The sequence below is a fragment of the Bacillus cereus group sp. RP29 genome (genome assembly GCF_040459765.1).
In the GTDB taxonomy this organism is placed as follows: domain Bacteria; phylum Bacillota; class Bacilli; order Bacillales; family Bacillaceae_G; genus Bacillus_A; species Bacillus_A paranthracis.
In genome coordinates, this window is the sequence record NZ_JARVHN010000002.1 from 39,887 (window position 1) to 57,127 (window position 17,241).

Genomic DNA, 17,241 nt, shown 5'->3' on the forward strand with positions numbered 1-17,241 from the left:
ATTTAATTATTAGAATATAATTATTACATTATCGCATACAGTAAAACATATATTTAATAATAGGAAACAGGATTAATACCTTAGCTAAATTTAAATGATTCGTACTATATCTATCAAGAAAAACCTATTCAAGATTAATTAAAATTCAATTATCTGAGCTTTTTTCAAATCAGCAAACCATTCACCTATTATATCGTTATGATGCTTAATAATTTGGGATGCCGATAATAATGTAGTGTCATATGTACTATGCCCATCTTCAACAAGAGTAACATCATACCCTAAGCTATATGCACGTCGACACGTCGCATCTATACATATTTCAGACTGAACGCCTGTAATCACAATGTGTTCGATGTCCCTTTTATTCAATTCTTGTTGAAGACTTGTTTCATGAAATGAATCAGGGTGGTTTTTTTCAAGAACGATATCTTCAGATAGTGGAGCTACAGATTCATGAATTGCCCATTCCGGATTTCCATGCTCTAATAAAGATCCTGTTTTCCCATTAAACTTCATGTAAAAAATAGGCGCTTGGACAGTACGAGCTTTATGGATTAACAATTGAATGTTTTTTAATAATTCAATTCCTTTATATAGCATTCTTTCTTCTTTAAATGAACCCACTTGTACATCTATAATAAGCAATGCTGCATAGCCTTTTATCATAAACGACCACCTCACATTTTGATTAAAATCATACAAGTAAAATATGTATAAAATAAGTATCCATTTTTAAAGTATCCAAAATGGATAGAGAATATAAATATGTGGAATCATGAATTTTTTTATCTTCAAGCTAGAAATGAATACATTAATAAAGTTTGTATTGCTTAATGTAGCCTAGAGGTGTTTGAATGTAGTGAATTTCGCACGTACAGTGTTAAGTGGCGCAAAAGATGGAGATAACTTCAAAGTCTTACCTATCGCAACGATGGGGATGAAGAATGACCATAAATAGAACCTGTTGTTTATAACAGGTTCTAATCAGAGTTATAGGCTCAATTACAGGAACTACAGATCTACTGGGGGGTAGTGTAATTCCTGATTAAAATTAAGATATGTTAAAAAATTTTAAATATGATTAATCAAATGATAACTAAACAAAATCGTTATTTTAAAGTGACTCAAAAAAGAGCACAGATATAAATGTGCTCTTAGAGAGGTAGGTTAAGTATCCTATTGGCCATTGTTCAAAGTTAATATATGTACGTTTAACTAAAAAGTGAAAAATAAAAACAGGATAGTTAGAAAAAAGCTAACTGTTTCATTGCAACTTGTAAAAAAGAATGTGGGAGGTTCAAAAAAGAAACTATATATAATTATACAAGTAAAACAGAATTGTACAGCATGAAAAGGAGCACTACATAAGTGAGTGCTCATCGATAAGGAGGTAACTTTTTTAGCTAAACACCCTTCTTAAAGAATATGCTGGAAAAGTGGGAAATAAAACTAAAATATAGTAACTAATGATGTTATGAATAACAATTTATAGGGAGAGGTTTAATGTTGTTATTATTTAAATAATAAAGCAGCTAGCTCAATGAACTAACTGCTTTATTGTCCAACAATAACGATACCCACAATACGTTGTAACTTAAAGTTACAACTATAGTATAAACGGAATTAAAAATATTATGTAAAATTAAAAGTGAGCTAAATAAGGAAACTAAAAAGAGCACTAGGTACAAGTGCTCTTTAAAAGAAGACCCTATGAGTTAATAGCTACATATCCGTAATATATGATGACAAACAAGTTAATATAAAAGAGCATTCAGCAGAAAACTAACTGCTCATTCCTAGAAGAAAAGGAAAAACAAAATTAAAGAAGTCACTGTGAATTCAAGCTGCATCAGCCCATCTATAGCATTGGACATAATGAATAGAAACAATAAGGTCATTAAAACTCACTTATAAAAACGTAAAGGAGGCACTGCTTAAATTGTAGTATCTCCTTTTAAAAAAGTTAAGTTCAGCTTTACTTCTGAAATCAAAACAGATAATAAAGTTGTTTATTTCCTTGTGAAACTAAAGCTACCATATAGTTGAATAATATAAATTGTTTTATTCGAATATATAGTTTTACCATTGACTTTCCGTCCTTATCCAATAACGGAGTAAATTCCCCTGCATATCCACTCAACTAAATAAATGATGAATTCCTATTTCTTTATCTACCATTATTACTCGTGAACACATAATTTAGAATTTTATTCGGAAAAACTCAAAAAGGCAGCTAGAAAAAACTAACTGCTCTAGTAAATACTATGAATACAATGTTTATTCGTATTCAAACTTGGATTACCTATATTGTTAACATGCCCTAAAAATTTATTCAATAAAAGAGCAGTTAGCCCAGTCTAACTGCTCGATGCAGAGGTATTGTATGCCGAGTTATTGATTTTATTCAAGGAATAAAGAAATTGTATTTATTTGAAAAATATAGTTGAAGAATTTTATAGAGAAAATGTAGCAAATTCTATATTACAAGAGATACAAGGTGTAGCTCCAATAGAAGACAGAAGTACGAAGACCTAAACAACTTTCTGAACCAAATTTTAGTAAGGCTTCAACTAATTTAACTGCATTTGAAACAAAACTAAATAGTAAAACCTAATTAAATGTGAAATTCAACTAAAATTTAATTCTACATAAATAACAAAAGATATTCATGAAAATGGATACTTTCTCTTCTAAAAAGTATCTATTTTATGTCCATGTACAAGTGTAGAAAGACATAAAAGTCTAAACTAAAATCTCACAAATAATTGTTGATAAATAGTAATTACCATATAGCAATAGGATTTGTAAATAATAATCAAACCACATACCTAAAATCTCGAAGATTATACTTTAATGAAAAGAATTCGAGGACTTTTTGCAAAGTACGAAAAATTAGAACGTGAACTTAAAGAAGTTAAATATTGCTTGTTGAAAGCAATATTTGTAGCACATAAGATTAATACGTAAAGCAATTATCTTTATATAATCTTGATATGAATTTTACTTTGTCTTTCTATAAATATGATTTTATCTAAATATAAATAAATTACACTCTCCTTATAAAGCATCGAGGAGAGATAATGATGAATCCATTTAGAAAAACAACCCTGTTTGTATTTACACTATCAGTATTAAATACAAACATTGGTATGTCACATGGTGATATTCCTATATTTACTAAAATACAACCTGCAATACCACAAGAGGAGAATGCAAAATCAGAAGTAGAATATATGAGAAATGAATCAGTAGAATCAGAAAAGGTACTTGAAAAAGAAAATAGGCCCATAGAGCAAGAAAAAGTGATAGTAAGGCCATTGGATGTGCCGCTGATTCTACAAAAACCAGAATTGATGAGAGGTTGTGAAGTAACGAGCCTTGCTATGGTGTTGCAATTTTCAGGTGTACAAGTCGATAAGATGGAACTCGCTGCAAAGATAAAGTCTGTACCATTTCAGGGAAAGGGTATAAAGGGGAATATGCACAAAGGGTTTATTGGGGATATAGCTACATTTGATAAACCTGGACTAGGTGTTTATGTAGAGCCGATTTTAGAATTGGCAAAGGAGTATGTTTCAGAAGAGAAAGTGAAGGATCTAAGTCACAAAGAACCTCAGCAAATATATGAGGCGATAGACAGAGGGCAACCTGTATGGGTATTAACAAATGCCCGTTTTAAACGGTTACCTGATGATGAATTTTATACATGGCGTACAGATGCAGGAGAAATGAAAGTAACATATCACCAGCATAGTGTCGTTGTGACCGATTATGATGAACAATATGTATATATTAACGATCCACTAAAGAAGGACAAACACAGAGCAATTGATCGGAATAGTTTTGAACAAGCCTGGATTCAAATGGGAAGACAAGCGATGACAGTTTCAATGTAAAACGAACGTAGATTGGATGAGAATAGAGATGAAAAAGGTTTTAATAGTTGAAGATGAACAGATTATCCGAGAGACTGTAGCCCATTATTTCTCGCATGATGGATATGAAGTAATTACAGCGGAAGATGGTCAAATTGGGCTAGATTTGTTTGCTGAACAAGAGCATAATATCAGTTTAGTTATTTTGGATATTATGCTCCCATTAATGGATGGATGGTCAGTGTGTAGACGTATTCGAAAGAATTCTAATGTTCCTATTATCCTATTAACGGCACGAAGTGATGAAGATGATACGTTACTTGGATTTGAACTTGGGGCAGACGATTATGTAACAAAACCATTTAAACCGTCTATTTTATTAGCGAGAGCAAAACGTTTGTTCAAAGATACAAATCAACAAGTACAATATCAGGACTGTATTAATTTATGTGGTATTCGCTTAGATAAATCAGCACGTTCTGTTTCAATAGATGGACAAAAAATAGATTTTACACATACAGAATATGAAATTTTACACTCTTTAATGCAACACAAGGAACAAGTACTAACAAGAGAGCAGTTAATCACAAATATTTTGGGATACGATTATGATGGAGATGATAAAACACTAACTGCACATATGCGTAATGTACGATTAAAACTTGGTGAGAAAGCAAAACACATTATTACAGTTGTTCGTACGGGTTATAAATTTGAGGTAGAAAAATGATGAGAAAGAAGATTGTGTTTCAGTTATTTTCTCTTACCTTTTTACTATGTTGCATGATTATCGCAGCTATCTTTTTCGGACAAATGTATGTGATGAAATACTTATATATAGATAAAGAAAAAGAAAATGTTCAGAAGCAATTACAACGGTACTATACATTTTATGAAGCTCATAAACAGGATGAAAATACACTCCAGAGGAAGGAACTCTCGTATGCTAATCAGCAGGGTATTATGATTGCTAGGCTCGATAAAGAAGCCAATATCAAGAAATTACCATCAGGAGATTATTATATAAAAACAGTTGATAAAAATGATTCGAGTCGATCCTCTAAGGTTGTGTTTAATAATTTAATCAATGCAAAGAAAGATATGGATCCTAATTTCAGTATATTAATTACAAGTTTACTCAATAAAACGACTAAACTAGCTATCATGGATACAGTAAGTAAAAGATCGAATAAAGACATAGTGATTCCTACAACATTGAGAATAAAAGGTTATGATGGAAATTTTGTTGCACCTACTTATTATCAGATTGATAAATATATGATGTCTGGTGCTAAAAATGGTATGAAGGTTTTTTCAAAAGAAGAAAGTGAGAAATATTATTTCTTAGAGGGAATTGTAACAGAGATAAAGTGAAATTACAAGGAGACGAATGGGTTCAGAATGAAATCAGTATAGATGGAATCAAGTATCTAGAAACGATAAAACCACTCATGCAAAATGGACAAGTAAATGAATTCATTTATACATTGTCTTCGTTACAACCGATTACAAAAGTGACAGATGTAATGAGTGATTATTATATATATATTATAGCATTTGTGCTGATTCTATCGCTGGTTGTATGTTTATATTATTCAAGAATTATTACCAAACCATTACTAAAAATTAATGAAGCAACGAAAAAAATAATGAAATTTCAATTTCAAGATAAGCTTTCTATCAAATCAAAAAATGAAATTGGTGAGCTTTCCTCTAATATTAATCAACTCTCAGAAAGAATGGAAGGATATATCAATCAGTTAAAAACAGACTTAGAAAAAGAGAAAAAATTAGAACAGACACGAAAAGATTTCATTGCAGGCGTTTCGCATGAATTAAAAACGCCACTCAGTGTCATGCAAATATCTGCATCTATGCTGCAAGATGGAATCGCGCCTGAAATGAATCAATATTATTGGGAAGCATTAGAAAAAGAAATAGAGAAAATGAATGTGTTAATAGATGAAATGTTGAATTTGGCTAAATATGAATCCGGAACGTACCAAATACAGATGGAGCAGGTTAATATAGGGAATTTAATTCAAAAGGCAGCAAAAGATTTACAAGTTCAAATTAAAGAAAAATCACTACACATCAAATTAAATATAGATAATGTTTGTGTTAAAGGTAAAACACATCTGTTAGAACAGGTCATAACAAACTTGTTTACCAACGCGATTCGCTATACAGATGCGAATCGAACCATTGTGATAGATGTAAACGAGAAACAACATGACGTATATATAGGGTTTGAAAATAAAGGGGCACATATAGCAGAAGAAAACATAGATAAAATATGGGATCAATTCTATAGAGTGGATAAATCAAGAAAAAGAGTATATGGTGGAACGGGTCTTGGACTTTCAATTGTAAAAAATATATTAGATTTACATAATGTAAAGTACGGTGTAACTAATACAAAAGATGGGGTATTGTTCTACTTCCATTTAGAAAAATGGGATACAAAGTAGTAAGATGTAACATTGATATTATAGATTTTACTGTGGTGTTAAAGGCGATTTACATTCATATAAATTATTTTTAAAAAGGTGCGGAGTCAACTGAAATGTACCCTTTAAAATGGACAGTTTAATAAAAAAAAACTGAAAAATCAAGCCCTGAAAAGATGATTCCGATATTCAATCGGAATCATCTTTTTTAATGTTCACTGATAACGATTATAATTATACCCCTCCATCTATTAATGGTATCTTTAGTAAAGTTGAAGAATATGTAGGCTAAAGCGTCCATAGCGTTGCTTTTTTTGGTTATATAAGGGTAATATCATATAGGAGTAGAAGCCATGCATATTTGCACCAGAACCGGTTAAAATTAAGGTGGTTCAGTTAGAGAAAGGAACTTTATGGTATCATTTTAGCGAGTTTATTTATATTAAACTATATAAATAAGAAGTTGCATAAAGGTAAGTAAATATTATAATTGATTTTGAACCATTTAATCCAACAATAAATGACATAGCGATCAAACTTACTATGGTACTTTTTATACCGTTATTCTTAGCCTTGCTTATCAAAGTCATACTTATGAAATTTATGAGAGAATCGATTGCTGGCAGACTAGCATATCTATCTTGTCTATTTTTTATGTACTATGTATTTAAATTTGTTACAGAGTAGAAAGACATCTTAGGATGTCTTTTCTTTATAAATAACAGTAATGTAGTATTTAAGCCTATACGTTCACACAAGATTACATGTATTTAGTTCTGTATATCAATAAAATTTTGGAACTTGATTTTCTTATCCAATCAAGTTTCAAAAATGAAACTCTAAACTAAAAACTTATAAAGAATCTTTGATAAATAGCCATTATTATAAATTTTGTAGGTACTTTCATGTCTTAATAACAGGACATGAAAGTCTAAAACTTTTGAACATAGGACAAAAAACTCTAAACTACTTAGCCAGTAATACCTTTAACTTATTTTATTATAATAGATGAAAATAATGATAAAATTATACCTTTTTCCTAATTGCACGTGTGAATATTCTGATACAATAGAATTAAATAAATTTAAAGTTAGGGTGAAACGTAATGTGGGATAGTCATTTCCATGGTACTCCAAGTAAAGTGATAGTTGAAGAGATTTCTTCGGAAAACAATAGTGATAAAACTTTTAAAGTTGGACAAATATATTCACATCCATTATATGTTTATAAGCTAGAAATTTCTAAAATTGAAGCGTATAAAGGTGAAAGTTATAGTTATAGAAATGCTTCTATATTTGTAAAGCCTTGCTTTTTTAATAGGGAAAATGAAATTGTTAAATTAGATGAGTATGAGATGACTACAGAAGAATTGAACGCAGACAAATGGTGGATTGAATCAGAAAAGTAGAGGTGAGAATACTATGATTAATTTACTTATAAATACAGGTCTTTCTAAAAAGCTGTTAAGTGAATGGCATCCTATCAAGAATGGTCACTTGAATCCTGAAGATATTACATATGGAAGTTACGAATATATTTGGTGGGAGTGCTCTGAGGGACATGTTTGGGGATCAACTCCTAATGATAGGCTGAAAGTTGAAGATGAGCTTTGTCCAAAGTGTATGAAGAAAAAGCAGCAGCTAGATAAATTAAACAATGTTAATAAAATAGAAGCTAAATCACTTAGATGTATTGATCCAGATTTATCTAAGCAATGGAATTTCAAAAGAAATGCAGATGTAACACCTGATAATGAGATGATTGATGAAGAGAATTGGAATGTTAGATGGTGGATATGTGGTAAGGGTCATGAGTGGAAGGAGTCTGTTAGAAGTAGACTTCATGATAAAACTGTGTGTCCATACTGTTCAAATAAGAAAGTTTGCAAAGACAACTCATTAGCAACAATGTATCCAGAGATAGCAAAGGAGTTTTGTATCTTTGACACATGTTATCGGCAGAAATTCCGAAATCCATATGAGGCAATTTATACTTCAAATGAAGAAGTAATGTGGGTTTGTAAAGAAGGTCATATGTGGAGAGAAAAAATAAATTTAAGAGTGAAAAATGGTAAGGGATGTAGAACTTGTGAAAAGTATCAACAGTCAATTGCTCTTCATAACCCAGAAATAGCAAAAGAATGGCATCCTACAAAGAATAAAGAAGTATATGGTGTAACAACACCAGAGGAGACATCTACCAGATGTAACGAAAGAGCATGGTGGATTTGTGGTAAGTGTGGACATGAATATAAAGCAATGGTCAAAGCTAGACATGAAGGGGCTGCAAAATGTCCGTCATGTTATCCTCCAGAACCAAGGGTAAGAAAAAAGAAAAGAGAAGCTTTATTTCAAACTTATAATAAGATGGAAGATAATAGGGGTACGGCAACGATTCCTTCTTTTTGGAGCCACTCGCAAACGTAAAACAAGAGGGGAAGTTATATAAATTGTCCCCGCTCTTGCTTAGATTAACCAGTTCCTTCAATTGGAATCGGTGATACAGGTATATCAAATTCAATATTTGGAGGGCGCCGATTAGAATCTAGTCGGTATTTCCCAAAGCGGTTTACATGAAATGTTAAATACGGACTCAGATCAGACAATACTTCCGCATCAATTTTATTTCCCTCTTGTATATATTCATGAAGAATCCGTGTAAGGTGAAATACATTGTAAAAAATTAAGCAATTAGCGATTAGATGATTGTATTTAATGATTTTTCTTTGACGCTCTCGATTATTTTCTGCAATGATTCCTTCACCACCAAAGAATAGCCATTTTGAAAACCCATTAAAAGATTCACTTTTATTTGTGGCTGCTTGAATTGTACTTCTCAATTTTTCATCTGATAGATACTTTAACAAAAATAAAGTGCGAATGGCACTACCTAACTCTCGAAAAGCTTGATATAACTTGTTCTTTTTACTATATGTATTTAACTTATTTAAAATCGTGGAAGGATGAATTCGTCCCATTTTAATCGACATTACTACACGTAACATATCTTTATAATGATTTCCAATCAAATTCCAATCAATTGAGTGTGAGAACAATCCATCAATATGTTGATAGGTAGACTCTTTACTTGGTCGCAAGAACTTTAAATCTTTCCAATTACGAATACGTGGCATAAGTTGAATCCCCAGTAAATAAGCTAATCCAAAAACAGGTGCATTTTGTCCTTGGGTATCAGCATGGAGAGTATCAGGTTGAATATCAGATTTATTTTTCATGAGAAGATCCAAAATATAAACACCCTCCCAGACACCACAAGGAATGAAATGGCTAAATAAAGCGATATAAGTGTCGGAGACATGGTAATAACCAATTCCACCATATCCTCCATATCGAATATGATTTTCTGATAATAAATTTTTTTCATATAAATCCCACATTGTGCCATCAGCCGAAGCACTAGTTCCATTTCCCCAATATTTAGGTAATTTAAATCGATTATAGGCATTAATAATCCACTCAATGGCTTTTTGAATGTTTTCTTCTGTAATATGTCTTTCATTTATCCAAGATATATGTTTTCGATCTAAACTTCCTAGAGAGCGTGCTGTTTGGGTGGGACCTAAATTACATCCATAACAAAAAGCAGTTGTCAAATAGCGTTTGAAGTGACCCCCGAAAGTTAGACAGGTCGTTTCATTAGGCAGCCTCTAGGGTATGAGCCCGGTATTGTACTGGGCTCATACCCTTTAATTTTGCCTTAATTCTTTTATGGTTATAGTATTCTATATACTTTGCTAATTCTTGTTTGAAATGTGTTATATTTTCAAATTCTTTTCGATACAGAAATTCCGATTTCATGATACCGAAGAAATTTTCAATAACGGCATTGTCATAACAGTTTCCTTTGCGAGACATACTTTGAGTTATGCCACAATTCTTAAGAGAATGACGGTATTGTTTCATTTGATAGTGCCAACCTTGATCAGAGTGAATGAGGAGTTTATCCGGATCGGTTACACAATAAAGTGCTTGGTCCAACATCGTTGAAACAAGGGAATAGGTCGGTCTGGGACCAATTGTATACGTGATAATTTCACCATTAAATAAATCCAACATTGGTGATAGGTATAACTTCTCCCCAAATAATTTAAACTCCGTAATATCTGTAACCCACTTTTCATTTGGTTTTTCAGCTTGGAAGTTGCGATTTAAAATATTTGGCGCAATTTTCCCAACTGTCCCTTTGTAAGAGCGATATTTTTTCATACGAACCAGACATTTTAATCCTAATTCTTTCATAAGGCGATACACTTTTTTATGATTTACTTTGTGTCCACGATTCATAAGTTCATCACGAATACGACGATAGCCATAACACCCATCGTGTTCATTATAAATAGCTTGAATCAGTTCTTTTACCTCCGCATTTGGATCAGGACGATTAAAACGTTTCATCCAGTAATAGTACGTACTACGTGGAATGTTTGCGAGTTGAAGTAACTCCTTGATAGGAAATTCATGCCTTAACTCGTAGATTACTTGCGCTTTGTCTTGTTTGGTGATTTTTCTTTGTTTTGAACTAAGGCATTCAACTTTTTTAAATATGCATTTTCCATACGTAAACGCTCATTTTCCGCTTGTAAGGCTTTGATTGATCCTTCATCTACTGGTTTTATTTTTTTATCTTTCATGGTTGGACGCCCCTTTTTCTTTAATTGTAGGGCATCCAATCCTCCTGTTTCATAAGCTATTTTCCATTTCCGAAGTGTTTCATAAGACGGTATATTGAAAAGTGCCGCTGTTTCTCTGATAGATGTCCCGTGTTCATTCATATAATAAAGTACATCTAGTTTATACTGCGCTGGGTAGAATGTATAGCACTTTTCAAAGGCCTTTTCACCTGAAGACTCATATCGTCTAATCCACTCACGAAGTACGCTAGGGTTAACTCCTACAGATTTAGCAATTATTTTTCCACTTTCTGTACCATCTAAATATCGTTTCACCGCTTGGATTTTTTCTTTTGAAGAAAATTTAGCCATAAAAAATGCACCTCCAATTGTTAGACTGTGTCTAACAATTGGGGTGCACTTCAGTTCAGGTGGCTTTTCTAACTTTGCATCATGACCAGAAATCGGGCCGAAAAAACGAGTCCAGTTTAACCAATATTCTGTGTCTCCTAATAAATCTAATACATTAATGGGAACCAATTTTTCATCAATACGTTTTCGTACGGCTTTTAACAAAGGAGATACTCTTTTCTTTTTAGGTTTTGTGATAACTGGCTCACCATTACGTAGTGTGACAGCTTTGTTTTTTGGGAAAGAAACGTCTACACTTCTAGCCCTTTTTTCTAGTTTGTTGTAAACTTGCATTTTAAACTCTTGAGCAGTCATAGGAAGTCCTGCTTGATTGCAAAAAGTAGCGACATTTTCTTGATATTCATCCCAAGAAATTAATTGTTTTCGATAATCTGCATATTTATCGCTTCCTTCTATATATAAGTCTCCAGACTTTAATTCCAACCAAATTTGAGAAAAAACACAGGCTTCAAAATGGCGCCGATGAATCTTTTCAGGAGGAGCGTCCCTTCTCTGATGTGGACGAATCCATCGCCACCATTTTTCAGGTATCCAGGAAAGGTCAACCACAGACGTTGTATGTGAATCAGCTTCATTATTTTTTTGATTAGTTAAGTCCATAATAGGAATCCATTCGGATTTCTTCATTTTATTTTTCACTAAAAATAAAATGGATTGTTCTAACCCTTTATTTTGGTTTGTTGATTTAAATTCTAACGTTTCTAATATTTTCATTAACTCTGCTCTACTGCTTTTTAAATGCTTCCATATAAATGAAAAGTAATTGTTTCCAGCATAAGCTAAATGATTTTCACAATCATCTAATACACGTTGACCAGAGGTTCCGCCAATTATATTTTCTAATTCTTGCACCTTTTCCTCTATCGATCCTTCGGACTGAAATGCAAGTACCGTATTATGTAGAATCGCAATTAAGTTATCAGTTTGTTTTTCTTTCTTTTTTTTCAATTCTTGAAGGGAACCTTCAGACTTTTTATGCGAACTAGCAATCCTCTTTATATACATTTCTCCAATATCATCAATAGTACTTGCAAATTGGACAGATAATAGTGAGACAGCTAATGTATATCTTTTATGCGCCTCCAATTCTTTCATTCGAGATGCATCTAATGTTTTAGCCTCAGCTGCTAATCTTTCAATTTTTGCAGGTGGAATGTGGAGCCGTTGAAAAAAATCAGAACCTACATATCGTTCGTTGAGCCAGTTTTTTCGATGTATCCAGCGTCTTAATTGATATAAAGTGGGACGTCCAGGATCTTGTTTCACTACATTCCAATCAGAATAAGTAGAACCTTCCCTACTCTGAAACAATTGATCTATCTTTTGTTTTTCTTCAATTGTTAATGCATCTGAAATGGATTGATATAAAGTACGATATGCTTCAGCATGTACATGGTCTACAGCTTTTGTAAATGTACTAAAAGCAGGAAGCTCATAGCTGTGTTTGACTAGCTCATCAATTGCAATATTAATGATATCGCTTTTTTCGTCCTTTTCCAATACAGATGTTTTCATAATATTAAACATGACTTGACGAGCTTGGTCATTAAACATTTTAGCTCGACGATATTCACGAATCATAGCGATTTGACGGATTCCTGTACCAGAACGATGATAAGAACTCCATTCTTCTCGCTCTGGTAGATTAAGCTTTGCTTTTCTCGCAATATGTTCAATAATAACTGGTGGAGTATCTCTGATTGGAAGAAAATAATTTAGACATTGGAATGTTTTTAGCATTGTTAATAGACCTAATTGCGAAAACGAGTTACGTGCTTTCTGTTTTGCCCATGAAATTTCACTTGAGCTGGGTGAAAAAAGTTTTTCTAATTCTGTAAAACTTGGACAACTCTTTAATCGGGGATAAGCTGTTTCTTGCATACTAACCATAACGTATCTCCTTTATTAACTAGATGACATCTTATCAGCATACTGACAGGATAGCTGCTCTAGTCCGTAATGTTTTCCTGTTAAAAATATAATTTAATTTAAGTATCTTGCTCTTTTTTCAATTGTCGCTTAGCTCTTGTAAGTGTACTTTTCGAAATACCAGTCTTTTCTTCTACTTCTTTATAAGAATGATGATTGAGAAGAGATAAGGCGTGTTCGATTTGTTTTTTTTGATATTTTTTAGGTCGCCCTTCCCTAAAGTCCGCCCGTAATTTAGCAAGTGCTTTTCCCTCTTGCGTTCTTTCGACAATCATATCACGTTCAAATTCTGCAAATGCACTCATAATGTTAAAAATAAGTCTTCCAGTTGGAGTATTTTCAACTAAGCCCATATTTAAAATATGCACCTTTACTCCTTTTTCAAATAGATTCTTAATTGTATGAATCCCGTCTACTGTCGATCGTGCAAAACGATCCAATTTCGTAACAATTAAAGTATCTCCCTCTTTTAAGTTGGCCAATAACTTTTGAAATTCTGGCCGATCTGTTTTTGTTCCAGTATATTTTTCAGAATAAATAAAATCACAATTTTCTTTCTCTAATGTTGCTATTTGGTTTTCTAAATCTTGATTCAAAGTAGATACTCTTGCATAACCATACTTCACGAAAATACACCTCTTTTTCATTTCACTTATGACTATAAGTTATGACACTAATCAACACCCTTATTTTACTGAATCTTAAATTAGGGGTCAAAACTTGAAAGTTATGATACATAAAAATTTAGAGGAATTAAAAAATCCAATTTCTACATTTTTGAGAAATTGGATTTTTATTGACAAGATTAAATTGTAGAGTCTATTTATTCATTGGTTATTTTCTCTCTAATTATCTGTACAAATTCATTAAGATTTTTGCTTTGAATATTTTTGATGCCTACTCTTTCGTTTTTATTCCAAAAAAGTATACTAGGTACACCAAATAAATTCTTTTTCTCCTTCAGCTTTGATATATTTTCATAAAAATATTCATTAACCCATGCATCACCAACTAAATCAGGGCCGTAAAAGAATAATCTTTTATTTGTAGCAATTAATACTCCAGGGCGTACAGGATGCCTAAATTCAAAAACGTCTAAAGATCCATGTAAAAAATCTAGAACTTTTTCATCTGAAGATAATATTGTCTTGGCTTGGTCTAATATATTTTGCATTGTAGGACTCCTTTATTATCTAATATCAATTATTATATCAGAAAATTCATAGAATTTTAAATCGAATATACATAATATGCAATTTTGCATATTATGTATATTTTTTACAGAAAGTAATTGGAACAATATTCATTATCGTTATATAATTCGAAATGTAACAACAATAAATCGATTTATATGGAGGAATAATTATGAAAGACTTAATCAAAGAATTAAACTTGGAAGAATTAGAGACTTTTGAAGGTGGACATGATGGAGTAAATTATGTGCATCAACATGATGGTGGCGGCGCTGGTGGCGGTAGCGGTATCGGAACTGCTCAATGTGCATACTTTAAAGCACTGTGTTATTCAGGAGGTAGTGAATGGCTTGGTGGTTATGGTGGATGCGGTTCAACTCAAAATAATTGTGAATTAGCAAGAAAATACTGTTAATAATCTTCAGAAAATAAAGAAAAAATTTCGTTGTATAACGAGATTTTTTCTTTATTTTCACGAAATCAACAATCTAAGGAAGCGATAAATATATGAAATATATACATACAAAACAACACGGCGAATATGATTGTGGATTGGCTTGTATATCTTCAATCTTGAAATTTTATGGATATAACTATGGTATCAATTATTTAACAGATTTCACAGTAGTTAAAAAGGGGTATAACTTAAAAGATCTTTTGTCTGTACTTAGAAATTTTGAGTTTTTAACTTATAAGCCTGTTGAGGTAGATAAGAACAGATTAGATATAGTTTTTGATAACATAAGCACACCTTGTATAGCTTTGGTAAATGAAAATAATGAGGGGCACTATATTGTTATTTACAAGAAGAAACGAGGGAAGCTTATAATAAGTGACCCAAAAAATAAACAAATTACAGCAATTAAAATGGATCACTTTTCAAAATCTTTTTCAGGGGTTTTATTAATGATTGAACCATGTTCGGAATTTCATAAACCTGCACAGATAATTAATACCAAAATAGATTTTGTCAAAAAACTTGTGAAGAAAAACATTCTCCAGCTAGGTATTGTATTTATTTTGTCTATATTATTTGTATTTCTTTCAGTTGCAAGTTCTTTTTGTATTCAATTCCTTGTTGATGAGATACTTCCTAGACATTTAGAATATTACCTATTTGTTTGGGGGCTATCTATGTTAGGGGTATTTATAATATCGATATGTTTTGATTACTTCCGGTCCTTATTTATTGTTAAAATGGCAAATAATATCGATAACAATATATCTAAAGACTACTTTAACCATATTGTTAAGTTACCCATCCGATTTTTTGAAAATAGAGAATCAGGGGACATTATCTCTCGTTTTAATGATGCATCTTATATTAGAAATATTGTGAGCACAAGTGTCATATCAGGAATATTAGATTTAATAATTATAATTGGAATTGGTTCTGTACTATATCGAGTGAACACTACATTATTTCTTACTACTCTAATTCCACTATTATTGCTAATATGTTTAACAGTACTTTTTTATGACCTTTTAAGTAAACGAAATAGAACTGTAATGGAAACAAAGGCAAATACAAATTCATTTCTAGTTCAATTTATAAAAAATATGCCTACAATATATGCACTAAATAAAAAACTATACTTTTTAAATAGCTTTAATACCGTATTTAAAAGTCAATTAAAAGCAATTCTAAAAGAGCAGTATGCAGCCAATAACAATGGGGCACTAAAAAAAATGATCCAAAGTTCTTCTACCGTATTAATATTGTGGGTTGGTGCACAACAAATTATGTCTGATGCTATGACTTTAGGAGAATTACTTTTCATTAATTCCTTATTAATGTTTTTAATGGGTTCCTTAGAAGGACTTATTGGATTACAATCACAATTGCAAAAAGCTTTTGTAGCAGGAAATCGTTTTTTGGATATTTTACAATATCCTGTTCATCCTGAAAAACAACAAGAACAGGAATCAAAAATCAAACATATTGAAATACAAAATCTGAATTTTAGTTTTGACACTTTCCGAAATATTATTGAGGGAGCGAACCTTATATTAAATGAAAATGAAAAAATATTGATTATTGGCGAAAGTGGTACAGGGAAAAGCACATTCGCAAAAACATTAACTAAACTTTACAAAGTAGAAAATAATACAATTTTTCTTAATGGAGTAGATATCAATAATATCAGTGAAGATACTATTAGAAAAAACATTGTCTATTTAAATGAACACCCATTTTTATTTAAAGATTCAATCAGAGAAAATTTATGTATGGGAGAAGATTTTAGTGATGTAGAAATTATGCAAGCTTGTAAAGTGGCTAATGTTCATGAGTTTATTTATTCATTACCAAATCAATTGGATTTTCATTTGAATGAGAATGCTGCTAACCTATCTACAGGCCAGAAACAAAGGTTAGCAATGGCTAGGGCCATTTTACATAGACCCAATATACTTATTTTAGATGAATCTTTAAGTAATGTAGATATAGATAACTTTAAGCAAATTCAGTCTAATTTAATGAGTATAAATTGCATGCTTATCTTCATAACACACAATCCCGAAAATGTTATATCGTATGATAGGAAATTCAAATTAGATAATAATAAAATAACAGAAGTAAGCAATCTTAAAGGTGCTATGGTGGTTGAATAAAGTATCCAGTAAAAATGTGATCATTAATAAAATCACATTTTCATTTAATATGATAACTGTAAGTTTTTATTTACAGTCTCCCTTTAAAAGTTGGAATTATAAAGGGGGGACTGTTA

At 31.7% G+C, this 17,241-nt stretch carries 10 protein-coding genes and 3 pseudogenes; 7 read left to right on the top strand and 6 right to left on the bottom strand.

Annotated elements, in window-relative coordinates:
* Positions 1-138 precede the first annotated feature (138 nt).
* Entirely contained in the window at positions 139-669 is a 531-nt protein-coding gene (locus QCI47_RS28415) for a cysteine hydrolase family protein (RefSeq protein ID WP_000589748.1), read from the bottom strand.
* A gap of 2,414 nt (positions 670-3,083) precedes the next feature.
* Here QCI47_RS28415 and QCI47_RS28420 point away from each other — a divergent pair.
* The 5 genes and pseudogenes from QCI47_RS28420 (at position 3,084) to QCI47_RS28440 (ending at position 8,754) form a co-directional block, all read left to right on the top strand.
* Positions 3,084-3,899 carry a C39 family peptidase gene (locus tag QCI47_RS28420; protein ID WP_001997354.1) on the top strand — a complete coding sequence of 272 codons (816 nt, stop codon included), beginning with the start codon at positions 3,084-3,086 and terminating at the stop codon, positions 3,897-3,899.
* 28 nt (positions 3,900-3,927) lie between these two features.
* Positions 3,928-4,608 (top strand): response regulator transcription factor, encoded by a 681-nt coding sequence (locus QCI47_RS28425; RefSeq protein ID WP_061130336.1) that lies wholly within the window; start codon positions 3,928-3,930, stop codon positions 4,606-4,608.
* Positions 4,608-6,349: pseudogene (locus QCI47_RS28430) on the top strand (sensor histidine kinase). The gene QCI47_RS28425 and the pseudogene QCI47_RS28430 overlap by 1 nt, the downstream one beginning before the upstream one ends.
* A gap of 1,084 nt (positions 6,350-7,433) precedes the next feature.
* Complete coding sequence (locus QCI47_RS28435; RefSeq protein ID WP_000263523.1) at positions 7,434-7,736, top strand: hypothetical protein; 303 nt, start codon at positions 7,434-7,436, stop codon at positions 7,734-7,736.
* A 13-nt stretch (positions 7,737-7,749) separates the two neighbouring features.
* Complete coding sequence (locus tag QCI47_RS28440; protein WP_353812024.1) at positions 7,750-8,754, top strand: zinc-ribbon domain-containing protein; 1,005 nt, start codon at positions 7,750-7,752, stop codon at positions 8,752-8,754.
* Between the two features lie 44 nt (positions 8,755-8,798).
* Here the strand turns inward: QCI47_RS28440 and QCI47_RS28445 are convergent.
* From QCI47_RS28445 to QCI47_RS28465, 5 genes and pseudogenes are all read right to left on the bottom strand, one after another.
* A pseudogene (locus tag QCI47_RS28445) lies at positions 8,799-9,950 on the bottom strand (transposase); the annotation flags it as partial.
* 34 nt (positions 9,951-9,984) lie between these two features.
* Positions 9,985-11,330 (bottom strand): IS3-like element ISBth10 family transposase gene (locus tag QCI47_RS28450; RefSeq protein WP_152692390.1). Its coding sequence is split into 2 segments (ribosomal slippage): positions 9,985-10,889 and positions 10,889-11,330, totalling 1,347 coding nucleotides; the frame shifts between segments, so codons are not numbered across the junction.
* Between the two features lie 1,464 nt (positions 11,331-12,794).
* Positions 12,795-13,280: pseudogene (locus QCI47_RS28455) on the bottom strand (DUF4158 domain-containing protein); the annotation flags it as partial.
* Positions 13,281-13,378: 98 nt separating this feature from the next.
* Complete coding sequence (locus QCI47_RS28460) at positions 13,379-13,945, bottom strand: recombinase family protein (protein ID WP_046648578.1); 567 nt, start codon at positions 13,943-13,945, stop codon at positions 13,379-13,381.
* 197 nt (positions 13,946-14,142) lie between these two features.
* Positions 14,143-14,493, bottom strand: a complete 351-nt coding sequence (locus QCI47_RS28465) for a PH domain-containing protein (protein ID WP_046648576.1) — start codon at positions 14,491-14,493, stop codon at positions 14,143-14,145.
* A 191-nt stretch (positions 14,494-14,684) separates the two neighbouring features.
* On the opposite strand from QCI47_RS28465, the gene sunA reads away from it, so the two are divergent.
* A complete protein-coding gene (sunA, locus tag QCI47_RS28470; RefSeq protein WP_353812025.1) occupies positions 14,685-14,927 on the top strand; it encodes a sublancin family glycopeptide in 243 nt (80 codons plus the stop codon).
* Between the two features lie 92 nt (positions 14,928-15,019).
* Positions 15,020-17,125: a peptidase domain-containing ABC transporter gene (locus QCI47_RS28475; protein ID WP_046648584.1), complete on the top strand. Its 2,106-nt coding sequence runs from the start codon at positions 15,020-15,022 to the stop codon at positions 17,123-17,125.
* Positions 17,126-17,241: the final 116 nt, after the last annotated feature.